The 23,031-nt window shown below is 58.1% G+C and carries 23 protein-coding genes; 7 read left to right on the top strand and 16 right to left on the bottom strand.

From position 1 onward, the window contains the following. The first annotated feature begins 485 nt into the window (after window positions 1–485). On the top strand, window positions 486–1,373 hold the full coding sequence (locus DY251_RS11585; RefSeq protein WP_116624041.1) for a DMT family transporter: 888 nt from the start codon (window positions 486–488) through the stop codon (window positions 1,371–1,373). 50 nt (window positions 1,374–1,423) lie between these two features. Here the strand turns inward: DY251_RS11585 and DY251_RS11580 are convergent, their stop codons facing one another. Then, on the bottom strand, window positions 1,424–1,903 hold the full coding sequence (locus DY251_RS11580; RefSeq protein ID WP_116624040.1) for a hypothetical protein: 480 nt from the start codon (window positions 1,901–1,903) through the stop codon (window positions 1,424–1,426). Window positions 1,904–2,439: 536 nt separating this feature from the next. Here DY251_RS11580 and DY251_RS21480 point away from each other — a divergent pair. Then, a complete protein-coding gene (locus tag DY251_RS21480) occupies window positions 2,440–4,002 on the top strand; it encodes a hypothetical protein (protein WP_158553250.1) in 1,563 nt (520 codons plus the stop codon). 173 nt (window positions 4,003–4,175) lie between these two features. Here the strand turns inward: DY251_RS21480 and DY251_RS11570 are convergent, their stop codons facing one another. The 5 genes from DY251_RS11570 to DY251_RS11550 form a co-directional block, all read right to left on the bottom strand. Then, window positions 4,176–4,634 carry an OsmC family protein gene (locus DY251_RS11570; RefSeq protein WP_116624039.1) on the bottom strand — a complete coding sequence of 153 codons (459 nt, stop codon included), beginning with the start codon at window positions 4,632–4,634 and terminating at the stop codon, window positions 4,176–4,178. Window positions 4,635–4,743: 109 nt separating this feature from the next. Beyond that, window positions 4,744–5,730, bottom strand: a complete 987-nt coding sequence (gene acuI, locus DY251_RS11565) for an acrylyl-CoA reductase (NADPH) (protein WP_116624075.1) — start codon at window positions 5,728–5,730, stop codon at window positions 4,744–4,746. Window positions 5,731–5,836: 106 nt separating this feature from the next. Further along, on the bottom strand, window positions 5,837–6,388 hold the full coding sequence (locus tag DY251_RS11560) for a cytochrome b/b6 domain-containing protein (RefSeq protein ID WP_245415934.1): 552 nt from the start codon (window positions 6,386–6,388) through the stop codon (window positions 5,837–5,839). A gap of 11 nt (window positions 6,389–6,399) precedes the next feature. After that, window positions 6,400–6,666, bottom strand: a complete 267-nt coding sequence (locus tag DY251_RS11555; RefSeq protein WP_116624037.1) for a PepSY domain-containing protein — start codon at window positions 6,664–6,666, stop codon at window positions 6,400–6,402. Between the two features lie 76 nt (window positions 6,667–6,742). Next, entirely contained in the window at window positions 6,743–7,438 is a 696-nt protein-coding gene (locus DY251_RS11550) for a VIT1/CCC1 transporter family protein (protein ID WP_116624074.1), read from the bottom strand. Window positions 7,439–7,959: 521 nt separating this feature from the next. On the opposite strand from DY251_RS11550, the gene DY251_RS11545 reads away from it, so the two are divergent. The 3 genes from DY251_RS11545 to DY251_RS11535 all read left to right on the top strand — a co-directional run bounded on the left by DY251_RS11545 (window position 7,960) and on the right by DY251_RS11535 (window position 11,189). Continuing rightward, window positions 7,960–8,619, top strand: coding sequence for a response regulator transcription factor (locus DY251_RS11545; RefSeq protein ID WP_116624036.1), 660 nt, complete (start codon window positions 7,960–7,962; stop codon window positions 8,617–8,619). After that, the gene (locus DY251_RS11540) at window positions 8,616–9,959 is read left to right on the top strand and encodes a sensor histidine kinase (RefSeq protein ID WP_116624035.1); all 1,344 of its coding nucleotides are present in this window, start codon (window positions 8,616–8,618) and stop codon (window positions 9,957–9,959) included. The genes DY251_RS11545 and DY251_RS11540 overlap by 4 nt, the downstream gene beginning before the upstream one ends. A gap of 219 nt (window positions 9,960–10,178) precedes the next feature. Further along, complete coding sequence (locus tag DY251_RS11535) at window positions 10,179–11,189, top strand: agmatine deiminase family protein (RefSeq protein ID WP_245415933.1); 1,011 nt, start codon at window positions 10,179–10,181, stop codon at window positions 11,187–11,189. Between the two features lie 27 nt (window positions 11,190–11,216). Here DY251_RS11535 and DY251_RS11530 read toward each other — a convergent pair whose 3' ends face one another. The 7 genes from DY251_RS11530 to dnaK form a co-directional block, all read right to left on the bottom strand. Beyond that, window positions 11,217–12,494 carry an NAD(P)/FAD-dependent oxidoreductase gene (locus DY251_RS11530; RefSeq protein WP_116624033.1) on the bottom strand — a complete coding sequence of 426 codons (1,278 nt, stop codon included), beginning with the start codon at window positions 12,492–12,494 and terminating at the stop codon, window positions 11,217–11,219. Beyond that, window positions 12,494–13,432, bottom strand: a complete 939-nt coding sequence (locus DY251_RS11525) for a Dyp-type peroxidase (protein ID WP_116624032.1) — start codon at window positions 13,430–13,432, stop codon at window positions 12,494–12,496. The genes DY251_RS11530 and DY251_RS11525 overlap by 1 nt, the downstream gene beginning before the upstream one ends. 144 nt (window positions 13,433–13,576) lie before the next feature. Beyond that, entirely contained in the window at window positions 13,577–13,756 is a 180-nt protein-coding gene (locus DY251_RS11520) for a DUF2171 domain-containing protein (RefSeq protein ID WP_245415932.1), read from the bottom strand. Then, window positions 13,756–16,356: an ATP-dependent chaperone ClpB gene (gene clpB, locus DY251_RS11515; protein ID WP_116624073.1), complete on the bottom strand. Its 2,601-nt coding sequence runs from the start codon at window positions 16,354–16,356 to the stop codon at window positions 13,756–13,758. Before clpB ends, DY251_RS11520 begins: the two co-directional genes overlap by 1 nt. Window positions 16,357–16,596: 240 nt before the next feature. Next, window positions 16,597–16,878 (bottom strand): chaperone modulator CbpM, encoded by a 282-nt coding sequence (locus DY251_RS11510; protein ID WP_342633567.1) that lies wholly within the window; start codon window positions 16,876–16,878, stop codon window positions 16,597–16,599. Beyond that, the gene (locus DY251_RS11505; protein WP_116624029.1) at window positions 16,875–17,780 is read right to left on the bottom strand and encodes a DnaJ C-terminal domain-containing protein; all 906 of its coding nucleotides are present in this window, start codon (window positions 17,778–17,780) and stop codon (window positions 16,875–16,877) included. The genes DY251_RS11510 and DY251_RS11505 overlap by 4 nt, the downstream gene beginning before the upstream one ends. 84 nt (window positions 17,781–17,864) lie before the next feature. Beyond that, complete coding sequence (gene dnaK, locus DY251_RS11500) at window positions 17,865–19,760, bottom strand: molecular chaperone DnaK (protein ID WP_116624028.1); 1,896 nt, start codon at window positions 19,758–19,760, stop codon at window positions 17,865–17,867. Between the two features lie 345 nt (window positions 19,761–20,105). On the opposite strand from dnaK, the gene DY251_RS11495 reads away from it, so the two are divergent. Then, window positions 20,106–20,630, top strand: coding sequence for a mechanosensitive ion channel family protein (locus DY251_RS11495; RefSeq protein ID WP_245415931.1), 525 nt, complete (start codon window positions 20,106–20,108; stop codon window positions 20,628–20,630). A gap of 8 nt (window positions 20,631–20,638) precedes the next feature. Here DY251_RS11495 and DY251_RS11490 read toward each other — a convergent pair whose 3' ends face one another. The 3 genes from DY251_RS11490 to DY251_RS11480 all read right to left on the bottom strand — a co-directional run bounded on the left by DY251_RS11490 (window position 20,639) and on the right by DY251_RS11480 (window position 22,379). Next, window positions 20,639–21,226 carry a Rossmann-fold NAD(P)-binding domain-containing protein gene (locus tag DY251_RS11490; RefSeq protein WP_199498825.1) on the bottom strand — a complete coding sequence of 196 codons (588 nt, stop codon included), beginning with the start codon at window positions 21,224–21,226 and terminating at the stop codon, window positions 20,639–20,641. A gap of 75 nt (window positions 21,227–21,301) precedes the next feature. Then, complete coding sequence (locus tag DY251_RS11485) at window positions 21,302–21,946, bottom strand: methyltransferase family protein (protein WP_245415930.1); 645 nt, start codon at window positions 21,944–21,946, stop codon at window positions 21,302–21,304. A 16-nt stretch (window positions 21,947–21,962) separates the two neighbouring features. Next, on the bottom strand, window positions 21,963–22,379 hold the full coding sequence (locus DY251_RS11480) for an EamA family transporter (RefSeq protein ID WP_116624071.1): 417 nt from the start codon (window positions 22,377–22,379) through the stop codon (window positions 21,963–21,965). Window positions 22,380–22,660: 281 nt separating this feature from the next. On the opposite strand from DY251_RS11480, the gene DY251_RS11475 reads away from it, so the two are divergent. Continuing rightward, window positions 22,661–23,002: a hypothetical protein gene (locus tag DY251_RS11475; protein WP_245415929.1), complete on the top strand. Its 342-nt coding sequence runs from the start codon at window positions 22,661–22,663 to the stop codon at window positions 23,000–23,002. Window positions 23,003–23,031 lie beyond the last annotated feature (29 nt).

The following is a 23,031-nucleotide window of genomic DNA, read 5'->3' as shown; positions in this document are numbered from 1 at the left end:
AGATGTGCCGCCGCCAGTTGGCAACATCACCAGAACCGTTTGATAACAATGTGCGAATTGCTCGGCTTAACGCCGTATTCTGACTTACCGCCCGCCCGTATTTCCGTAGTTAGAAGCTTAACTCCAAGTACGTTTGATTTAAGCCCATTTAACTACCTCCACCCCCTATCCGCATTAACACACATCAATCGGGCTAGATATTTTTCGCGATTCCAACATTTTTCTTTTGGATAGGAAAATCCAGAAAAACCGCGGGCTTTCGGCAGTAACAGTGATAAATTGGCGATCTAGCGCCAGTTTTGCGTCATCAACGGGTATAGTCCTCCGGCTTTGGCAAATTCGGCCTCGCCAACTGATCGCTTCGAGATTTGCGTTTAGGACACTGGCCAAATCGGGAGACTGCCCCTAAACAGTTCAGCGGCTTGAAAGCCCACGAGGTTAAGTTTACCCCGTAAGCGCTTCCGCAAATCCTGAGGCCCTCCAAGGTGAATACTGGCGTGTTACTGGCCCTCGCGGCCTATGCTGTTTACGCATGGGGCGACGGGCTGATCAAATCCCTTGGCGGTGAATTGACGATCTTCCAGATCGGCTTTTTCAACATCCTGTTCTCGGGCCTGTTTCTTGTTCTGGTGAAACCCGCCGGAGAGGACTGGCGCAACTTCTGGCAGATGCGTCGCCCAATAAGGGTGCACGCGCGCGCGGCGATCGGCATGGCTGCAGGCATATTAAGCGTATACGCGTTTACCTCGATCCCTCTGACCGAAGTCTACGCGCTGTTGTTTCTTGCACCGCTGTTTGTCACGCTACTCTCTATCATCTTTTTGAAGGAGCGGGTTGGCATCTGGCGCTGGCTCGCGGTTTTGGCTGGGTTCGTGGGCGTGTTGATGGTCGTGAAGCCAGGACTACGCGCGCTCGAACTCGGGCATCTTGCAGCCCTCGGCGGTGCATTCTGCGCGGCACTCTCGATCATCCTCATGCGCACGATGGCAAGCGAACGCCAAACCGCAGTGCTCGGAATGCTGGTGGCATATGGGTTGGCGTTCAACGGCGCTGCCGCAGCTTATACCGGCTTTGCAGTCCCATCCTGGTCAATCCTCGTCATATTGGTCTTGACCGGCGCTTGCACTGCCGCCGGAAGCCGCCTGCAATTCCTCGCAACGCGCCACAGTCCTGCAAACCTCATTGCTCCTACCCACTATTCGCAAATGATATGGGCCGTGCTTATAGGTGCCGCGTTCTTCAACGAGTTCCCTGACGCTGTATCGCTGATTGGCTTGCTCATCATTGCAGCAGCAGGACTGCTGACCTTGCTTCGCGAACAAATACGCCTTGGCTACGTCCGCTTTAACCGCGCTACTCGGGGTCGCCTCTAACGGGCCGATCGCGGCGATCAGCCTGACTGGTGCGAGCCCTGCCCTGCTTTTTAGGCCGCGACGCCGCAGGTCGGTAGATACTTGCTCGCGTAATTATAATTCATGGTCTTCAGCGAGCTGGTAAGTCCGCCATTTGCGGCGATCCATTGGCGCACCCATCCCGGATAGGAGCGCATCAGGAAGTCAGTTGCTGCGGCAACCGTTGCGCTGGAACGCGCCATCGGGCGGTGGAAACGAAAATACGCGCCCGGCTCCACGCAAACTTTGTTGCGCGGCAGGCCCAGATACATGGTGCAGGCCGAGTCACAACGGCCAGCGAACCGAAGCGTTTTCTTGTCTTGTTTGAGCTGGGCTACCCGCATCGCGTAGGCCACGACATAGCCCCCGCTGTCGTTCTTGACGACGAACTCCTTGGCCGTGGGCCGCGCATTAAAACCGGTCGAATCACTTGTGCTGGCGACCGGATTTCCGGTTGTGGAGCACCCGCTCAGCACGGAAACGGCTGCAAACAATGCCAGTATACGATTCATGCAGTGGCCTCTTTTGCTTTAGGCCACCAGCGCTAATACATGACGATAAACAGAATACAAACCGATCAACATACATGGTTCTGTATTATTTATTATATTTAACCAGAATAACTTTAAATATGTAAAATTTTATCAAAGCAAGTTTTATACAAATTACAACAGCAATATAAATATTTATGTGTTTTTAAGCTTAAGTAATCAAAACATATTCATCAACTGTAAATCTCACTTGAACCTCGGTTAAGAACGTATGTAGGAAGAACTTACGTTTTAATTCTAATTGCGAATATCGCGGTTAGATGGGGTATGGGGCGGAGATGCATAGTTCAGTGGACTCTGCAGGCGGCAAACTTGGTTTGCGTGCCGGAAACAGCTTCTGTTCAGAAACGTTGCCACCGCGGGACGTAGCGCCTGCAGAGCGTCGTTTCAGTGTCTTCGTTTTCCCAAAAAGTTGCAGTTCGGAATTGGTTCGACCCTTGGCGTGAGGGGCCGAAACGGAGCCACACCGCTCCGGAAAACGCAGGAGAGAATAGCACATGCGTAAGTCGATAATTGCCGCCTTGATTGCCCTTATTGGGTTATTTCCAGCCTACGCGGCAGACCCCATTGCTTCAACGTTGGTTGATATAGGTGATGCTCGCGCATCTACCGCTCAACAGGACCCAGCGGCGGCACAGATTGCCGATCCGGGTGATGCCCGCGCATCCACCGCCCAACAGGATCCAGCAGCAGCACAGATTGCTGATCCGGGTAATGCCCGCGCGTCCACCGTTCCAGCGGCTTCCGCAAGCACTCTGGCGAGCACGCCGACGGCAGCTCGTACCCCTGCTGCTGCTCCTTCTGTGCGTAGGCAGAGCTTCGCGCAAGCGGCAGCAGCCCAGTGCAGGGCAGAAGGCGTTGCCACGGAAGCCTGCTCGTGTGCAAGCGCCCTGCGCATCGGGTCCATCGATGCGTTGAACCGCTTCCAGAAACTGCATCCTAATTCCGACACGGTTTGCAACGCTACGGCGTCAACCGGATCGACCCAGGTCGCAGCTCTCGGCGGCAACAACGGTAGCCGCCATGGCGGCAGCGAAAATGCGGCCAGCATGTGCGCCAGCATTCTCCAGTCGGGCTCTGCGAGCGCGCTCGCAGACTTCCAGAGAAGCCATCCGGATGCTGACACTATTTGTAACGCGCTGGCATCCACCGCAACAACGCCTCTCAAAGAGGGCGACGGCAACAGTCGGGACGGCAACACCCCCTCTGGCGGCAAGGGAAACACCCCGTCTGGCAATAATGGGGGTGGCAACAACGGCGGCGGCAACAATGGTGGCGGCGACAACGGCGGCGGCAACAACGGCGGCGGCAACAATGGTGGCGGCGACAACGGCGGCGGCGACAACGGCGGCGGCAACAATGGTGGCGGCGACAACGGCGGCGGCGACAACGGCGGCGGCAACAATGGTGGCGGCGACAACGGCGGCGGCAACAATGGCGGCGGCAACAACGGCGGCGGCGACAATGGCGGCGGCGACAATGGCGGCGGCAACAACGGCGGCGGCAACAATGGCGGCGGCGACAATGGCGGCGGCAACAACGGCGGTGGCGACAACGGCGGCGGCAACAATGGCGGCGGCGACAACGGCGGCGGCAACAATGGCGGCGGCAACAATGGCGGCGGCGACAATGGCGGCGGCAACAATGGCGGCGGCAACAATGGCGGCGGCAACAATGGTGGCGGCGACAATGGTGGCGGCGACAATGGCGGCGGCGACAATGGTGGCGGCGACAATGGCGGCGGCGACAATGGCGGCGGCAACAATGGCGGCGGCAACAATGGCGGCGGCGACAATGGCGGCGGCGACAATGGCGGCGGCAAGGATCACGGTGACAAGGATCACGGTGGCAAAGGCCACGGCGGCAAGGACCACGGTGGCAAAGGCCACGGCGGCAAGGGCGACGGTGGCAAGGGCAACGGCGGCAAAGGCGGCGGTGGCAAGGGCGACGGCGGCAAAGGCGGCGGTGGCAAGGGCGACGGCGGCAAAGGCGGTGGCCAAGGCGGCGGCGGCAAAGGCGGTGGCCAAGGCGGCGGCGGCAAAGGTGGCAACCGCTGCTAAAGCCAGCGTATCGTTGGCGCTAATCTAGGCCAGCAAAACGTTCAACGAATAATCCGTCGCATTTGTCATGAGACGACAGTGCGACGGATTTTTTTTAAAGCTACCGCGCGGTAAAAGCATTGGTGTGATGAGGTGCTCAACATCACCTCTTGCAGATTGCGAGTATCCGACGCTCACATTACTGGCTCAACAATCACGGTCGTTTTGATCGACCGCGCGACGAAGCAAATGTCGTGAGATTTGTCGTGCAGCTTCGCGAGCAACGCAGCATCCGGCACCTTGCCGTCAGGCGAGAACTCCACCGCAGGCCTCAGCACAATTCGCTTCACGCTTGCAAGCGGACCTTGATCTTTTTCTAGATAGGCAGACGCTTCGTCGCGATATGCCTTCACCTTGCAACCATGCATTTCCGCAATCGCCAAAAACGAGAGCATGTGGCAACTGACGACGGCAGAGAGGAAAAGCTGTTCGGGATCCGGCAGTAACGCATCCCCGAAATAGGCAGCCGCCGCTGACACCTTCAAACCAGCACCATGTCCGTAGTCGATATTCAGATTGCGCGAGTAAGTCGAGGGTTTGGAGGCATTGGGGGCATATGCCCAACTCGCTGTTACATTATGTTCCGAACTCATGGGTAGACCCTCCTACAATGCTCTTTGTTTGCGCGAAGCTCATGGCTTTCCGCCGGTTTACGGTTACAGGTGCCACACAAAAGCAATTCAGTGCATCTGGGCGAAACGCTCAGGAAACATCAAACACCAGGCGACCGCGAATACGCCCATCGAGCAGCATTGGGGCTATGGTCTCAATCGCTTCCAATTGCGCAGTTTGCGTAATGGCTACCAATGCGGCCCTGTCGAGCCTTTCAGTCAGCAAAGCCCAGGCCCGCTCTCTGATGGACCGTTCGGCCTTAACTGAATCGACGCCGGCCAGCGTAACGCTGCGCAGAATGAAAGGCATCACGGTTGTCGGCAAATCATGGCTTTGCGCCAAGCCGCAAGCAGCGACCACGCCGCCATAGGCGATCTGCGACAAAACATTCGCGAGCGTCTGGCCGCCCACAGCGTCAATCGCTCCGGCAAATCGCTCTTTGCCAAGCGGGCGTCCCGGCTCGCTGAATTCGCGCCGGTCTATCACTTCCGTAGCACCGAGCTTGATCAGATAATCGCTTTCCTCGAGGCGCCCCGTCGATGCCACAACATCATAACCGAGTGCCGCCAACAAAGAGACCGCGAAGGAGCCGACGCCGCCGCTCGCGCCAGTAACCAACACTTTTCCCCTGTCTGGTCCGATACCCAGATCTTGCAGCCTGAGCACGCAAAGCGCTGCAGTATAGCCAGCGGTGCCGATGGCCATGCATTCCGCGCCGCTCAATCCCTTCGGCTGGTGCAGCAACCAGTCGCCAGATATGCGCGCAATCGGCGAGTAACCGCCCAGATGCGTTTCGCCCACACCCCAACCGTTGAGGATAACACTGTCACCGACTGAAAACCGGGGATCGTCGGAGGCCGTTACTTCGCCCGCAAAATCGATGCCCGGAATCATGGGATAGCGACGCACCACCGGGCTTTTGCCAGTGATCGCAAGGGCGTCCTTATAGTTCATTGTCGTGTGGTGGACGCGCACCGTGACGTTCCCGTCCATCAGATCGACCTCAGCCGGATTGCGCCAGGTCGCGGTGCGGGTTTTTCCGTCTTCGCCGAGTTCGATTACGTAAGCCTTCGACATATGTTCCTCCCAAACGCAAAAAAGACCGCCCGCACCCGGCTTCCAAAGGTCGGCGCCGGTCGTCTGCAAAGAGATAGAACATACTTTTTCGGTGAGCAGCTAGGGGTTAAGCGGCATCGTCGGCAGACGGTGCGCGCTTTCGCCCGGAGATCATGGAGCCGACGAGGTTTTCATGGTGTCGAAAGCTCGCGAGAATAACGCCCGCGACATGCAATCCCACAAAGGCCACTATCACATTGCCTAGAAATTTATGTGTGCTCTCGACCCAGGCGACGCCCCAATAGGTATCCGTTGTCTGCATCCAGCCCGTAAGCGCAATCAGGCCAACGAGTGTTAGCAGAGTGATCACCATGGCGCCGCCAGCGGGATTGTGGCCGATGTAGCGGCGCTCACGACCAAGAAAAATGTCCATCACGTAGCTGGCTATTGCAGATGGCGCCCGCACGAATTGGCTAAACCGCGTATAATGTCCGCCAACCACACCGGCGGCCAGTCGCCACAGAATAAGGCCGGCCGCTGCGTAACCGGCATATTCATGAAGTGGGCGCGACGTTTCGCTAATCGCCCAGGCTATGATGACACTGGCCGCCAGCGACCAATGGAATAGGCGAACCGGTACGGTCCAGACGCAAACTGCGGATCGATCGCTGGCAGACATCGTCATCTCCCTCAGCCTGCGTCTTCGCCGACGGCTTCAAGCGTTTTCGGATTGAAGAACGTCTCCATCCGCTCGCCCTTCTGATTGACTGCATAAGCTTCGTAGCAGCCATCCTCGGTCTTGATCTGGCGTACCTTCCATCCATCCTTCTCGAGCTTGGTTTGTAAGGCATCCACAGGTTGCCATTGATCCTTCGGCACATTGCACCGCTCGGCGGCGAAGGTTGATGCGCCGCCCAGCGTGGACAGAATGATCGTTGCGATAACAAGAGTTTTCATGTGCGTTTCTCCATCGGTTGATCCCGATGGCCGCACCTTGGCGAACGAAGCTGACAGCTACCTGAACACGCGGCGCTTAAATAACGCCCCCGACCAACTTGCCGACAAGTGCGGTCACGCCCATTGCAACAGCACCCCAAAAAGCAACACGCAAAGCCGGGCGCCAGAGGGACGCACCGCCAGCCCAAGCGCCCAGAAGGCCGAGTACGAAAAGACAGAGCAGCGTTCCGACGACGATCATAACCCCGGTCAGTCCGGCCGGCGCCGCTGTAGCCAGGACGATAGGCGCGACTGCACCGGCAAGAAACGACAACGCCGAGGATATGGCCGCTTGCAGCGGGTTTGCCGAAATGTTTGCGCTAATACCAAGCTCGTCGCGTGCGTGTGCAGCCAGCGCATCATGCTTTGTCAATGCTTCGGCGACATCCATGGCAAGATGACCGGGCAGACCATATGAACGGTATATTCCTGCCAGTTCTTCGAGTTCACCAGCCGGATCGGCGGCCAGTTCCGCTTTTTCCCGTTGCAGATCGGCCCTCTCGGCGTCTGCTTGCGAACTGACCGAAACGTATTCCCCCGCCGCCATCGACAATGCACCGGCCACCATCGCAGCCACGCCGGTCAGGAGGATGTTAGTTGCCGTCGCCCCGGCACTGGCCACACCCATCATGATGCTGGCAGTCGAAATGATGCCGTCGTTTGCGCCGAGAACCGCAGCTCGCAACCAGCCAATGCGAGATACCACATGATTTTCGGAATGCGGAACATTCATTTTGGACCCCCAGAAGCAGTTTTGCCAAGCCGGCTCCGCTTGCACGAACATCGCCGGATCGATTCGTTGCCAAGTCTAGATTCGATCGGTGCTGTTTGTGATAGAAGATTCGCGGGGTACGGCGTGTACCTCAATGACTTTAAGCAGCAGATGCGAGCTTGGCTGCACGATACTCACGAGGAGTGTCGCTCAGGCATAGAGCCACACGGATCGGTGTTGCCTTCACACGACAAGGTGCTCGCTCGACCAGAACTGTGGGGCACCGCTAGCAGCATGATGAGCGTAACTACGAACGGCACCAGCAATAGGCCGACATGAGCGATACTGATACGCTTCATCCGAATGACCTTAATCCATACGTCCCGTGATTGGCCGCCCGGCAACTACTCACCCGCCGACGCGCCGCATCTCATCAGTAACAAATTAGCACGCAAAGCTGACACCAAGCTGAAAGCTGTTCAGCCCAATGTCAGTTTCGGCGTATAGCTGCTCCGGGATTTGGACATGATTAGGACACCGGTTTGCGCATTTTGTTGATTGAAGATGATCGGGCCATCGGAGCCGCCGTTCGCGACCATTTCTCTGCCGACCGACACGCGGTGGATTGGGCGCGAAATCTCGCCGATGCGCGCGCTTTTGCGGAGGTCGCCGCCTACGGGCTTGTGCTACTCGATATCCATCTGCCCGACGGCAACGGCATCGACTATCTCAAGGCGATGCGCCGCCAGTCCGACAGCACACCGGTCATCGTGCTTACCGCTCGTGACCAGTTATCGGATCGCATTCAGGGGCTGAATGCAGGCGCCGATGATTATATGGTCAAGCCCTTCGATCTTGGAGAACTTTCCGCCCGCATCCACGCCGTGGCGCGACGCGGCGGGCCACATAAGGAGCCCGCAATCAAGATCGGCAATGTCGAGGTGTTCTCTGCCGAACGACGCGTCCTGCGAGACGGAAGGCCGGTCGAATTGACAGCCCGCGAATGGGCCGTGCTCGACAGCTTGTTGCGCCGGCCAGGCGCAACCGTATCAAAGGTACAGATTGAAGAAGCACTCTACGAATTCGGCGCCGAGGTGGAAAGCAACACAGTCGAAGTCTATGCAAGCCGACTTCGCAAGAAGCTGGGTCAGGATCTGTTCGCGACGATCCGTGGCGTCGGCTATCGGGCCAGCACACCATGACGACCGGCTTCAGCATGACCCGCCGGCTGATTGTGCGGCTGACTGCTGCCATAGCCTTATTCTGGATTGGGGCCGTTGGCATCAGCGCATACGTCATGAGGGAGGAGTTCAACGAGGTGTTTGACAGCTCGCTACAGGAAGCGTCGCAAAGACTGATGCCGTTGCTTATCGAAAACCTCGTCAAGGATGACACGCTCGACGAGCCGCGGCGCATTTCCTCAGCCGGTGACGATAGCGAGGAATACTTGACCTATCAGTTGCGCAACCGCGACGGTAAAGTTCTGCTTCACTCACACGATGCTGAACCGGAACCATTTCCAGCGCCGTTGCAACCCGGATTTTTCGATACGCCGACACATCGCATCTTCACTGAGTCTGCGGTGACCAACACTTTGTTCCTCCAGGTTGCTGATCCCCTGAGCCATCGGCGCGAGGCCATGCGTGAAACAGCCGGCGCTTTATTCCTCCCATTGCTGGCGCTCATACCACTCAGTATTGTTTTGATCTGGTTAGTTACAAGGCTCGCGCTCGCGCCAATCGGCGCGTTGAGAATGGAGATCAGCGCCAGAGATGGCGGCAATCTTGAGCCGCTGCCAGCCACCGGTCTACCCTCAGAGCTATTGCCTATCAGCGTGTCGGTCGATCGGCTTCTCGGGCGAGTGCGGACGGCGCTCGAAGGTGAAAGGGCATTTGCGTCAAACAGCGCACATGAACTTCGAACGCCGCTTGCCGGGGCGTTGGCGCAAACGCAACGTCTCGTGCAGGAATTGCCGAAAGGACCGGCAAGGGTACGCGCCCTTGGCATCGAACGCTCCTTATCCAGCCTTGGCCATCTGGCCGAAAAGCTTCTTCAGCTGTCCCGAGCTGATTCAGGAATTGGACTGTCTCAACAGGCAACCGATCTGCTGCCTGTCATTCGGTTGATTGTTCATGATTTTGCCCGCCAACCAGATTTTGCAGGCCGCCTCGAGCTTCAGACCGGCGATCTGGCTGAATTCTCTGCCCAAGTGGATGTTGATGCCTTCGGTATTACAATGCGAAATTTGATCGAAAATGCCCTGCTGCACGGCTCAAAAGACCAGCCGATCAAAATCACGGTTTCACCTGAGGGGGCAGTATCGGTGGTGAATGCGGGTCCAATCGTTCCCCAAGATGAACTTATCGACCTTACCGGGCGCTTCAAACGGGGTTCAACTGATGCCCTTGGCTCCGGTCTGGGATTGGCTATTGCGTCCAGCCTTGTTGACCATATGGGAGGCAAGTTAACCTTGAATTCTCCCGCACACGGTCTGCGGGATGGCTTCCAAGCCACGTTTTCAATACCAATGAATGTGGGGTGAGCGAGCAGTGCTGCGATCACTCCCCGATTGACGTGCTTGACGCCGATTTCATGCCGTCGAGGCGTGTAATCGCATTGAATGCCGTCTTTGCCAAATACGAGGGTTAGCGCACACATGACAACACGGCGAAACTTTCTGAAGCGGGGGCTGCTCGTTTCGGGCGGTGCTCTTACAACAGCCACGCTTGCGAACGGCTTCACCGCGGTTGCGGAGGCGCAGATGCACACCGAAACCTGGCGCATGCCCGATGAAGGAGCAGCGCATGCCGCTACATGGATGGCATTTGGTCCGACCGAAGAAATATGGGGTAAAAAACTGCTTCCCGTAGCCAGGCAAAACCTGGCCAGCATAGCGAAGGCGATTGCAGCCCATGAGCCCGTGAAAATGCTTGTGCGCGAAGAGGACCACGACATCGCGGCCGAACTGTGCGGCCCAACCGTCACACTGGTAGTTCAGCCGATTGACGACCTTTGGATGCGCGATACCGGGCCGGTCTTCGTCAAAGATCAACAAGGCGAGGCTGGCGCGGTTGGCTTCAATTTCAATGGCTGGGGCGGCAAGCAGGAACATGAAAGGGATGCAAAGGTCGCGAGCTTCGTTGCTAGCTCGGTCGGCGTTAAGCTCATCGAGACGGAGCTGGTTTTGGAGGGCGGAGGCATAGAAGTGGATGGCGAGGGCACGGCCATCATCACAGAAAGCTGCGTGCTGAACGAGAATCGAAATCCCGGCGTAAGCAAAGCAGAATGCGAAGCGGAACTTTCGCGATTGCTCGGACTGCAAAAAATCATTTGGCTACCGGGCATTGCCGGCAGAGACATCACCGACGGGCATACTGACTTTTACGCCCGCTTCGTCAGCCCAGGGGTAGTCGTCGCCGGACTCGACCCGGACCCGTCATCCTACGATCACGCCGTGACCAAACGGCACCTCCAAATACTTCAACGGTCCACAGATGCCAGCGGACGCAAGTTGGAGGTGGTGGTGCTACAGGGCCCCTCCACCGTGCGCAGCAAATATGAGAATAGCGAGTTCGCAGCCGGGTACATCAATTTCTACGTCTGCAACGGCGCCGTCATCGCGCCGGAGTTTGGTGACCGCACGGCAGATCGAAACACCCGCGACACGCTGCGGGATTTGTTTCCGGATCGGGAAATTATCCAGTTAAACATCGACGGCATCGCAGCAGGTGGCGGCGGAATCCATTGCACCACACAACAGCAGCCTGCTTGAGCCAAAGCAGTTTGGCCTCGAAATTGGCTAGTCCGGCCGCGATCCGCGGACGTCTTGGCCCTGCGTGATCAACCGGGCACTGCGCTGTCCGGTGAAGTAGATCCAGAGCCAGTTCAGCGCAACCGCCAGTCGATGACGCATGCCGATCAGGAAGTAGATGTGGGCGAAGCCCCACAGCCACCAGGCGAACCGACCCGTCAATTTGACCCAGCCGAAATCGACGACAGCGGCGCGCTTACCGATCGTGGCAAGGCTGCCAGTATCTTTGTAGCGGAACGGTGGCGGCGCTGCCCGCCCTGCAAGTCGGGCGCGGATTATATCGCCCACATACTGCCCCTCTTGCTTGGCCGCTGGCGCGATGCCTGGCACCAGTCTGCCGTTTGGCATGACGACACTCGCCGTGTCACCAATTGCGAAAATGTCTGGATGTCCGGGCACGGAGAGGTCCGGCTCGACCTTGATCCGTCCTGCACCGTCAGCCGCGGCTTCCAGCCACTCCGCGACGGGCGAGGCGGCGACGCCTGCGGCCCAGATGATCGTCTTCGCCGGCACGAAAACATCTGCGATCTTGACACCTTCCCGGGTGCACTCTGTGACCGGGTGGCCGAGCCGAATGTCCACCCCCAGCTTGCTCAGTGCCTTGTAAGCGTATTCGGAAAGGCTCTCTCTAAACCCGGCGAGTATTCTGGTGCCAGCTTCAACGAGAATTACGCGTGCATCGCTCGTGTCTATGTTGCGGAATTCGCCGCGCAGCGTCTCTCGCGCCAGTTCGGCAATCGTGCCCGCGAGTTCGACCCCTGTCGGTCCCCCGCCGATCACAACGAAGGTCTGGTAAGGCACGCGCTCCGCAGCGTCGGTCGTGCGCTCTGCCTTCTCGAACGCCGAGAGAATGCGTCGCCGGATCGCCGTGGCGTCTTCGATGGTCTTGAGACCCGGCGCAAACGGCTCCCATTCGTCGTGTCCGAAATAGCTATGCCGCGCGCCGGTTGCGAGGACGAGCGTATCGAATGCGACGCTGCCGCCATCTTCCAGCAGAACCCGCTTGTTTTCCGTATCGACACCTACGACCTTGCCGAGCAGCGTTGTGATGTTCGCATGGTCGCGCAAAAGCGAGCGAATAGGCCAGGCAATCTCGGATGTCGTCAGCGAGGCAGTCGCCACCTGGTAGAGCAGCGGCTGAAACAGGTGATGGTTTCGCTGGTCGATCAGCGTTATGCGAAGCGCCGTCCTTGCAAGTCTGCGGGCGACCTCAAGTCCGCCGAAGCCGCCTCCCACGATCACGACGTGGTCAGGTTCGTCGGGCATCACTCTACACTGTCGAGGAATGTCGCCGTCGGCACGAAGAACAATGTTCCCGTCACCGCCCGGCTGAAGTCCAGTAGCCTGTCATAAGTCCCCGGCGGATTGCCAACGAACATGTTCTCCAACATTCGCTCGATCCGGTCAGGCGAACGTGCGTACCCGATGAAGTACGTGCCGAATTCGCCTTTGCCGATCTCGCCGAATGGCATGTTGTCGCGAACGATCTGCAGCTGTTGTCCGTTCTCTTCTATGTTGGTCAAAACATTATGGGCGTATGGTTTTTTCTGAGCGTCCTGCTGCTCAATGTCGGAAAGCTTGTGCCGCCCTATGATGTTCTCCTGCTCCTCGACCGGCACCTTGTTCCAGCTGTCGAGGTCGTGCAGATATTTTTGGACGATGACATAGCTACCCCCGGCAAAGTTAGCATCTTCCTCGCCGACAAGGGTGGCCTCGATTGCCGCCTTATCGACGGGATTCTCGGTGCCGTCGACGAAGCCGATCAGGTCGCGGTCGTCGAAAAACTTGAAACCATGAACCTCATCGACGGTGGAAACGGCGCCAGCCAGGCGCGCCATGATGTGGGTCGCCAGTTCGAAGCACAAATCCATGCTAGCCGCACGGATATGGAAAAGAATGTCGCCCGGGGTTGAAACCGCCTTGTGAACGCCGTTGATCTCGCGAAAGACGTGCAGGTCTTTCGGCCTCGGCTGTCCGAACAATCTGTCCCAGGCCGTCTCGCCAAAGCCCATGACGCAGGAGAGCTGCCCGTTTAGATTGCGGAAACCGACGCCGCGCAGCAGGCTGGAGAGATCAGCACACAAGCCCTTTACCGTTTGTTCGGAGGCTGCGCCGGGATTAACCGTGACGACGAGGAAAATGGCGGCTCGCGTCAGCCTGCTGGCAACGGACTGGGAAACCGGGGGCGGTAAACTTGCGACCATGGAGACCTATCTTCGTTCACTGGATTGGCAATGCCACGATGGCTGGTATTCAAAGCGGAAGCCCGGCGACTTGCAAGTGTTGGCCGTTTCCTGCCGGCCGCCGGTTCTGCAGGGCAGCACGCCCTGATCCATGTCGCGGAACGGCTAGAGGTCCACGGGCCGGCCGGAAGGTTCTTCTTCAAGAGTCACGGCGATGTCAGCATTTGCTGAAAGGCGGACCTTTTTGCCCTCTACGCCAGCCACGAACCCCAGTTCGATGTAGTGGTGGTGGCCTTCGTGTCGCCCGAAGCTGTCGCCCTTGGACAGTTTGATCCTGTTGCCCACTACACGGTCGACGGTGCCATCGGCGGCTTCTTGCCGTTGAAGGTGAGGCCGTCTTTGCCGGCGGAAATCTTCACCGTTGATCCGTCCTGAACGTCACCGGCCAGAAGCATTTCGGCAAGCGGATCCTGAACATATTTCTGGATGGCGCGCTTCAAAGGTCGCGCACCGTATGCAGGATCCCAACCCTTGTCCGCCAACCAATCGGTTCCCTTTTGATCGAGCGTCAGCACGATCTTGCGATCGTCGAGGAGCTTGCGCAGACGGGCGGCCTGGATATCGACGATGCGCCCCATTTCACTTTTCTGCAGGCGTTGGAACAGAACGATTGCGTCAACGCGGTTGAGGAATTCCGGTCGGAAATGCGCGCGCACCATTTCCATCACCTGTGCACGCACAGCGCTGGTCTTCTCGCCCTCCTTCTGCGCGACAAGGTATTCCGCGCCCAGATTGGAGGTCATGATGATCAGCGTATTGCGAAAATCGACAGTGCGCCCCTGCCCGTCCGTAAGCCGGCCGTCATCAAGCACCTGAAGCAGCACGTTGAATACGTCCGGATGCGCCTTTTCAATCTCGTCGAAGAGAACGACCTGATATGGGCGTCGCCTGACAGCCTCGGTCAGCACGCCGCCTTCGTCATAGCCGACATAGCCAGGAGGGGCGCCGATCAGGCGGGCAACTGAGTGCTTTTCCATGAACTCGGACATGTCGATGCGCAGGATCGCGTTCTCGTCGTCAAAGAGAAATTCCGCGAGCGCCTTCGCCAGCTCGGTCTTGCCGACGCCGGTGGGCCCGAGGAACATGAAGGAGCCCATAGGCCGGTTCGGATCCTGCAACCCGGCACGCGCACGGCGCACTGCGGTCGATACCGCGCGCACGGCCTGACTTTGCCCAACCACGCGCTTTGCGATCATCTCTTCCATGTGGAGGAGTTTTTCCTTTTCCCCTTCCAGCATCTTGTCGACCGGAATGCCGGTCCAGCGTGACACGACCTGGGCGATGTTGTCCGCGGTCACCGTCTCGCTGATCGATGTGGCTTCGCTCGACTCGACATCGGCCAGCTTCTTCTCCAGTTCGGGAATCTGCCCATAGGCCAGTTCTCCCGCCTTCTGAAATTCGCCCTTGCGCTGCGCGTTGGCCAGTTCGGTTCGAAGATGTTCGAGCTCGCTCTTCATCGTCTGCGCGTCTGTGAGCCTTGCTTTTTCGCCCTGCCATTTCGAGGTCAGGTCGGCAGACTTCCTTTCGAGTTCCGGAAGCTCCTTTTCGAGCGTCTGCAGCCTGCCCTTCGATCCGCGGTCGGTTTCCTTTTTCAAAGCCTCCTGCTCAATCTTCAGACGAACGATTTCGCGGTCGAGCGTATCAAGTTCCTCCGGCTTGGAATCGACCTGCATTTTCAAACGCGCCGCCGCCTCATCGACAAGGTCGATCGCTTTGTCAGGCAGGAAGCGGTCGGTGATGTAGCGGTTGGACAGCGTGGCCGCTGCCACCAGCGCGGCATCGGAAATGCGCACGCCGTGATGAAGCTCGTATTTCTCCTTCAGGCCACGCAGGATGGAGATCGTATCTTCAACGGTCGGCTGCGGCACGAAAACCGGCTGGAAACGCCGGGCGAGCGCAGCGTCTTTCTCGACATGTTTGCGGTATTCATCCAGCGTCGTGGCACCGACGCAGTGCAGTTCGCCGCGCGCCAAGGCCGGCTTGAGCAGGTTCGAAGCGTCCATCGCGCCATCCGCCTTGCCCGCACCGATCAGCGTGTGCATCTCGTCAATGAAGAGAATAATGCCGCCAGCCGCGGAGGTGACTTCGTTGAGCACCGCCTTTAGTCGCTCCTCGAACTCGCCACGATATTTGGCGCCCGCGATCAGAGCACCCATGTCAAGCGCCATCAGCTTCTTGTCCTTCAGGCTTTCGGGCACATCGCCATTGACGATACGCAGGGCCAGCCCTTCGACGATGGCGGTCTTGCCGACACCCGGCTCACCGATCAGCACCGGATTGTTTTTCGTCCGGCGAGACAGAACCTGTATCGTGCGCCTGATCTCCTCGTCGCGACCAATCACCGGATCCAGTTTGCCCTCACGCGCCGCCTTGGTGAGATCACGGGCATATTTCTTCAAAGCGTCATAGGCGTTCTCCGCCGAAGCGCTGTCGGCGGTGCGCCCTTTGCGGAGCGCCTTGATCGCGTCGTCCAAGCCTTGGCGCGTCACCCCATCTTGCGCGAGTATCTTTGAGGCGTCGCTGTTCTTGTCGGCAGCGAGCGCCTGCAGAAGGCGCTCCACGGTCACGAAGCTGTCTCCGGCCTTTTGCGCCAGGTCCTCTGCAGCGGTAAACAGGCGAGCCGTGTCGGGCGCCATATAAACCTGCCCTGCGCCGGCGCCGGAGATTTTCGGCAATTTCGCGAGCGCCGCCTCCGTATCGGCCAGGATCGCGCGCGAGTTGCCGCCAGCGCGGTCGATCAGGCCAGCGGCAAGGCCCTCCTCGTCATCGAGCAGAACCTTCAATACGTGGAGAGGCGTGAACTGCTGGTTGCCTTCCCGTGTCGCCAGCGATTGCGCGGACTGGATGAAGCCGCGAGCGCGATCAGTAAATTTCTCAGGGTTCATAGCCAGTCCCTCGAAGTTTTCATCCGGCATCCATCATGCTGCACTCGACAACGACAGGCTAGGTCATGATGATTAGGCCAGCCAGCGAAGCGGCATTCAGGAGCGCGGTGCTCACGACTTTGAGCGGATATTCCGGTCTGGCGAATGTTCGCTCCCGGCTGAGGTATCCCGAAAGGCCCATGTCCTAAATCCTGCGTTATCAGGAACGACCGTCGCGAGGAACGCCGCTCCCTGCTTTCTTCAATCTGGCGGGCGCTGCATCTCTTCCTTCATTCGCGCAAGCGCGCGGCGCATACCGTGAAGTTGATCCATAAGATGCAGGATCACGGCGATACCTTCATCGTTGGCCCCCAGATCGTTCTTGAGTTCGAGGATCAGACGGACGCGAGCGGCATCGATGTCGGTGAATTGCGCGGCTCCCGAGGTCGGATCGGGTACGAGCCATTCCTGCGTGATCCACACGTCGAGCGTTTCGCTCCTTATCCCAGCGGACTTTGCGAGTTGGTGCTTGGACATCCTCATGACGCACGCTCCTCGCGAGGATTGAAGTCCTTGCCCTTCGCCCAGTTGGCGACGAAGGCTTCGAGTTCGGGATCGGGCGGCTTTGGCAATACCACCTTCAACCTGACGAATTGGTCCCCATGACCGCCGCCACGGCGCGGCGCGCCCTTGCCTTTTAGCCGCAGCGTCGTACCGGTGTTCGATCCCTTCGGCACCGACATGGTGACGCTGCCAGTTGGCGTCAGCACGGGAATCTTGCCGCCGAGCACCGCTTCTGCGAGCGAAATCGGCACTTCCAGAGAGATGTCATCGCCATCGCGCGTAAAGCGCCGGTCCGGAAGCACCTCGACTTCTATCAGCGCATCGCCCGAGCCACCCTTGCCGGTGCCGGGCGCGCCCTTGCCTTTGAGCCGCAGTGTCTGCCCGTCCACCAGGCCAGCCGGTATTTTCACATCCAGATTGCTTCCGTCGGGCAAGGTGATGCGCTTGTTCGCCCCCGCGATCGATTCCAGGAATTCGATCGGAAGGCGATAGTGCATATCCTGTCCGCGACGGTTGGCCCGCGCGTGCTGACTGCGCCTCAGCAGATCGGCGAACGGGTCTTCGCCCTCCATGAAGTCCGCATAGCCGGACATGTCGGCATAGTGATTTCCATGATCGGCCGACGCGAAATCGCGGTAGTACTGCTGATGTGGACGCTCGGCGCCGGACGCATCGATCTCACCGTCGTCGAAGCGCTTGCGCTTTTCGGCATCGCTAAGCAGGTCGTATGCGCTCGCCACCTCCTTGAACTGATCCTCGGCAGTCTTGTTGCCCGGATTGAGGTCTGGATGGAGTTTCTTGGCAAGCTTGCGGTAGGCGCTCTGTATCTCGGCGGCGCTGGCCGATGCAGCGACGCCGAGAACCTCGTAGGGATTTCTCACGATTTACTCCGAATGCTATTCGTCACGACCGCAACCTCCGACGATCGTTGTCGATCGGCAAGTGTCCATCGTCGTCTGCTCCGGTCACGACGGCTTCTTGTCGTCGTCGATCTCGGTGAATTCCGCGTCGACAACACCGTCATCGGCTGACTGCGACGAGCCGCCACCCGTCGCCTCGGGGGCCGCATGAGCTGCCTCCGCGAGCTTCATGGCATGCTGCTGGAGCACCCCGGCCTTGGCGCTGATCATCGGCCCGTCGTCTCCCTTGACTGCCTCGCGCAGATTGGCGAGCGCATTCTCGATCGCGGTGCGATCCGATGCCGCAAGCTTGGATCCATGCTCGGCGAGTTCCTTCTCGACCTGGTGGGTTAGAGCCTCAGCGGAGTTCTTTGCCTCAACCACCTCCTTGCGCTTCTTGTCTTCGGCGGCATGAATCTCGGCGTCCTTCACCATCTTCTCGATATCTGCCTCAGAAAGGCCACCGGATGCCTGGATGCGGATGGTCTGTTCCTTGCCGGTCCCCTTGTCCTTGGCCGCGACGTTAACGATGCCGTTGGCGTCGATGTCGAAGGTCACTTCGATCTGCGGCATGCCGCGCGGCGCCGGCGCGATGCCGACAAGATCGAACTGGCCGAGCAGCTTGTTGTCGGCGGCCATTTCGCGCTCGCCCTGGAAGACGCGTATCGTCACTGCGGACTGGTTATCGTCGGCAGTCGAGAACGTCTGGCTCTTCTTCGCTGGAACCGTCGTGTTGCGCTCGATCAGCCGCGTAAACACACCTCCCAGCGTCTCGATTCCGAGCGACAGCGGGGTAACGTCAAGCAGCAGGACATCCTTGACGTCACCCTGCAGCACACCGGCCTGGATCGCGGCACCAATAGCCACGACCTCATCGGGGTTGACCCCCTTGTGCGGTTCCTTGCCGAAAATCTTGTGAACGACCTCCTGCACCTTCGGCATGCGGGTCTGCCCGCCGACCAGAACAACCTCGCTGATGTCTTTGGCCTCGAGCCCGGCATCCTTCAGCGCGTTAAGGCAGGGCTCAATCGTCCTCTGGATCAGGTCCTCGACCAGCGACTCGAACTTGGCGCGCGTGATTTTCACCTGCAGGTGCTTTGGCCCCGTCTGATCGGCTGTGATGAAGGGTAGATTGACTTCCGTCTGGGTCGAGGTGGAGAGCTCGATCTTCGCCTTCTCCGCCGCCTCTTTAAGCCGCTGGAGCGCGAGCTTGTCGTTCCTCAGATCAATACCCTGTTCCTTCTTGAACTCGGCTGCCAGATATTCGACCAGGCGCATGTCGAAATCCTCGCCGCCGAGGAAGGTGTCACCGTTTGTCGACTTCACCTCGAATACGCCGTCGCCGATATCGAGGATCGAGATGTCAAAGGTGCCGCCGCCGAGGTCATAGACTGCGATCTTCGCCTGCTTGTTCTTTTCGAGACCATAGGCAAGCGCTGCTGCTGTCGGCTCGTTGATGATGCGCAGAACTTCGAGGCCGGCAATCTTGCCCGCATCCTTGGTGGCCTGGCGCTGTGCGTCGTTGAAATAGGCCGGAACGGTTATGACGGCCTGCGTAACCTTCTCTCCAAGATTGGATTCCGCCGTCTCCTTCATCTTCTGAAGGATGAAAGCGGAAATCTGCGAAGGCGAATAATCCTTTCCCTGGGCTTCCACCCATGCGTCACCATTGCCTGCCTTGACGATCTTGTACGGGACAAGTTTCTCGTCTTTCTCAGTCACCGGATCGTCAAAACGCCTACCGATGAGCCGCTTCACTGCAAAGATCGTGTTGGTCGGGTTTGTCACCGCCTGCCGGCGCGCTGGCTGGCCCACGAGACGCTCGCCGTCAGCAGTAAATGCGACGATCGATGGCGTTGTGCGTGCCCCTTCGGAGTTCTCGATAATGCGGGTGCTCTTGCCCTCCATAACTGCGACGCACGAGTTCGTTGTTCCGAGATCTATGCCGATGACCTTGCTCACCTTCTCACTCCCTTATTGCGACAACGCGACACCCCTGCCCTCTTACCTGACACACTGAACACCAACGCGAGAGGTGTAGCAACACGCATGCCAGGCAAGGGCGTATGGGAAACAAACAATTGAGCAGCTTCAAGCAAAAAGCATTGGGACAGTCTGCCCAATTGTAGTCGGACAAAATATCCATGATCTGGACGTGGCTGGCGAACCGCCACAGGGTGTGGCACTCAGTCGGTGTGGACAATCAACGACGAGCGGCAGATAGCCGAACATTCGCCAAGGACTCCGAGACGAAAAATGGAACATGCGCTTGACCCAAACCAGCCCATAGGCGCTCTCGTTTATGCCATGCTGTTCCTTGCCTGCGGTCTGGTTCTGTCATGGCTCATGCGGCGCGCTTTGCGCACTGCACTGAACCACGATCGCACGGATAGAATCGACCAGATATCGCTGTCTTTTCTTAGTCACCTCGCTGTGCTGCTGATCTGGATCTTTCTGGCAACGGTATATGCCCATCTCATCCCAGCACTGAACAAGCTGGGCACAACGCTTTTGGCTGGGGTAAGCCTGATATCGATCATCGTTGGTTTTGCCGCACAAACGACACTCAGCAATCTCGTCGCTGGAATAAGCCTGGTCCTGTACAAACCCTTTCGGCGCGGCGACCGGATTCAAATTCTTGCGCCGAACACCAACCAGTTCGACGTCGGCGTCGTCGAAAATATCTCGCTCGGTTATACCTCTCTAAGAACGGATGATGGGCGCGAGATCATCGTCGCAAATGCCACCATGGCACAGCAGACAATGATCAAGATTGGGGCGTCAATCCAACCGAGTGCAATTGAAAACACCGACGCTGGCAAGCCAGCTTGATGCGCACACTATAGACGTCGGCAGGCTCGATCCGTCGTGGGCGCGAATAGCCGTAACCTTGCGGAGAGCGACGACACTTTTGTTGCCTCGTTGGACAATTCGCGGCTGATAAGGACCAAGCCCTTACGATAGGTAGTTACATCGAAGTCGGGGAACCTGTGCTTGAACTTCGTCGAATCGAACAGGTTGTCCTGCTCATACCTGGGAAGCAGTTCCCATATCTCACGCACTTCCTTTGAGAACAGCCCAGCCGCAAGAATGGCCCATTTGGGCAAGACCCTGTAAGACGCCTCCTTTCCCAGAGCGGCGCTGGCTAAGGTGACAAACTCCTTGTAGGTCGGCCGCTCGTCGCAGCATGGCAGATGCCAGGTCTGCCCAAACGCATCCGAAGTGTTGCCGAGAGCAGCCAGCGCACGGCTCGCATCGGGTGTCCAGATCAGCGTTCTCCGCGTATCGTCGCGCACAGGCACTAGCGGCTTCTTGCCTTCCTTCATCCTGTCGATGATCAAGGCGTTCGTGAAGCTCTGCGTCTTGCCGGGGCCGTAGAATTCCGGAGCCCTGCCGATGAGCACGGGAATGTCGCCATTCGCCGTCAACCAAGCCGATCGAGGTGTTGGTGGAAACGTCCTATTGTGGCGGCACGCGACGCAGCGCCGATAAGGGCGCGGTAATCACGGCAGATGGAGCAACACTGGAATTACTCCAGTATTCTGCAAATATTCCACCAGTTCCATGAGCGGCTTAGCCACGAAAAACACCGCACCGTCCGCGAGCGTTGTGTAGATGCGTTCCGGCAATACCCGCAATTCCTTCTCATCGCGAAAGAGTAAGGGGTTCGGCCAGAACTTTGGTACGGTCGCCAAATAGGCTTGATACGGCGCACCGAACTGGTTTGAGAGGAACTTTTCCTCTCGTGCAATAACGATCAAGAAGGCAAGTGCGCAGCCTGCGAAAAATAAAATGGACAGAACAATACTGCCCGTCTGTGCGCCAACACCCGCGGCCGCGATTGAAGAGAAGAAATATAGCGGATTGCGGCAAACTGAATAAGGTCCAGCGGTCACAATCTCCGAGGACTTTCGGCCTCCGATGTAGAGGGTGCACCACATACGCCCGACAATTCCAACTACGATGAACCCAAGCCCGATAGATTCGATTAGATCGTGTGTGGCTTGATCCCACGACGCCTGCACAAGGCAAAGGGATGCAACGACCACGGCTAAAACGACTGCGAGTGTAATCCTACGAATTCTTTGGAAGCGATGCAGTGCGGCCAGATCATTGTTAGGATCTGGATGATTGGTTTTTCCGTTCAAAATGATGAACCTACTTTCACCTGAAGGCGATCAGATATGCGCCCGAAGCAATCAAGCCTATTCCCGCCCAATTTATTGGAGACAGCCGTTCTCCGAGAAAGACCACTGCAAATAGGGCGACCAGCACGACGCTGAGCTTGTCGATTGGAGCAACGCGCGCGGCATCGCCCAATTTTAGCGCGCGAAAGTAGCAGAGCCAGGAAGCGCCGGTCATGAGTCCCGATAGAATCAGAAAAGCCCAGCTGCGGGGAGCTATGCTCGTGGGAGACTGCCATTGGTCGCTCGCGACGAGAAACAGCGCGACTGCGACCACGATTACAAGAGTGCGCACGAATGTTGCGAAGTCGCTGTTGACGTTCTCGATGCCCACCTTCGCAAATATTGCCGTTAGCGCGGCGAAAATCGCAGAAAGCAGTGCCCAGAACAGCCACATGGTTCCGTCTTCCAAAAGAATCCAATCCGGCACCTATACCCAATGTTCGTTAACTGGTCGAATAGCGCCGCCTTAGTCAGACGATCGCGCCCCGGCGAGCCTAGGCAGTGTCAGGGCCGACATAGTACCAGCGCGAGGGTCGATTTCTTCATTTGTCGCAACTCCTGTTTCGATAGCCCGGCGTCTGCCGCATCAATTTAGCGCGTAGTTTTTCTCTGCAACATTGCCGGAAACTTACAATTTTGTGATCTGCGCCAACCACGCTTACGAAATTGTATGTTTTGAGAAAGGCCCGTGAAAAGCGGTGCTTCCATGATGCAAATGCCGAAGCCATTTCGGTGTTTAAATCAAAGGAAGCCAGACCTATGAAAACTCGTCACATTGCACCGGTGCTCGCCGCAATCTTCCTCGGCTTCGCACTATCTGGTGCTCAAGCAGCCACCGTTCCATGCGAGGAGATGCTGAAGCAGCTTCGTGCGCAGGAGGCAGCTACACCTCCCAAACCTGCGTACAAGACCGCTTTCGATGACCTGAAGACCAAAGGCATCGAACGTTGCAATGCTGATGATGACAAGCGTTCGGACGCTTTCTTCGCGCAGGCGATGGATCTGCTCCGCAAGTAACGCCAAGTCCCGACACCTCGATAAAGGCG

The organism is Mesorhizobium denitrificans (assembly GCF_003403035.1).
In the GTDB taxonomy this organism is placed as follows: Bacteria; Pseudomonadota; Alphaproteobacteria; order Rhizobiales; family Rhizobiaceae; genus Mesorhizobium_G; species Mesorhizobium_G denitrificans.
The sequence above is the reverse complement of the archived record's forward strand: the minus strand, read 5'-3'. Positions and strand labels throughout refer to the sequence as shown.

Excerpts from the sequence above, each read along its gene's own strand:
- DY251_RS11580 (WP_116624040.1), bottom strand. The coding sequence starts at position 1,903 with ATGAATCGTATACTGGCATTGTTTGCAGCCGTTTCCGTGCTGAGCGGG.
- DY251_RS21480 (WP_158553250.1), top strand. The coding sequence starts at position 2,440 with ATGCGTAAGTCGATAATTGCCGCCTTGATTGCCCTTATTGGGTTATTT.
- DY251_RS11570 (WP_116624039.1), bottom strand. The coding sequence starts at position 4,634 with ATGAGTTCGGAACATAATGTAACAGCGAGTTGGGCATATGCCCCCAAT.
- acuI (WP_116624075.1), bottom strand. The coding sequence starts at position 5,730 with ATGTCGAAGGCTTACGTAATCGAACTCGGCGAAGACGGAAAAACCCGC.
- DY251_RS11560 (WP_245415934.1), bottom strand. The coding sequence starts at position 6,388 with ATGTCTGCCAGCGATCGATCCGCAGTTTGCGTCTGGACCGTACCGGTT.
- DY251_RS11555 (WP_116624037.1), bottom strand. The coding sequence starts at position 6,666 with ATGAAAACTCTTGTTATCGCAACGATCATTCTGTCCACGCTGGGCGGC.
- DY251_RS11550 (WP_116624074.1), bottom strand. The coding sequence starts at position 7,438 with ATGAATGTTCCGCATTCCGAAAATCATGTGGTATCTCGCATTGGCTGG.
- DY251_RS11540 (WP_116624035.1), top strand. The coding sequence starts at position 8,616 with ATGACGACCGGCTTCAGCATGACCCGCCGGCTGATTGTGCGGCTGACT.
- DY251_RS11535 (WP_245415933.1), top strand. The coding sequence starts at position 10,179 with ATGCACACCGAAACCTGGCGCATGCCCGATGAAGGAGCAGCGCATGCC.
- DY251_RS11530 (WP_116624033.1), bottom strand. The coding sequence starts at position 12,494 with ATGCCCGACGAACCTGACCACGTCGTGATCGTGGGAGGCGGCTTCGGC.
- DY251_RS11525 (WP_116624032.1), bottom strand. The coding sequence starts at position 13,432 with ATGGTCGCAAGTTTACCGCCCCCGGTTTCCCAGTCCGTTGCCAGCAGG.
- clpB (WP_116624073.1), bottom strand. The coding sequence starts at position 16,356 with ATGAACCCTGAGAAATTTACTGATCGCGCTCGCGGCTTCATCCAGTCC.
- DY251_RS11510 (WP_342633567.1), bottom strand. The coding sequence starts at position 16,878 with ATGAGGATGTCCAAGCACCAACTCGCAAAGTCCGCTGGGATAAGGAGC.
- DY251_RS11495 (WP_245415931.1), top strand. The coding sequence starts at position 20,106 with ATGCTGTTCCTTGCCTGCGGTCTGGTTCTGTCATGGCTCATGCGGCGC.
- DY251_RS11480 (WP_116624071.1), bottom strand. The coding sequence starts at position 22,379 with ATGTGGCTGTTCTGGGCACTGCTTTCTGCGATTTTCGCCGCGCTAACG.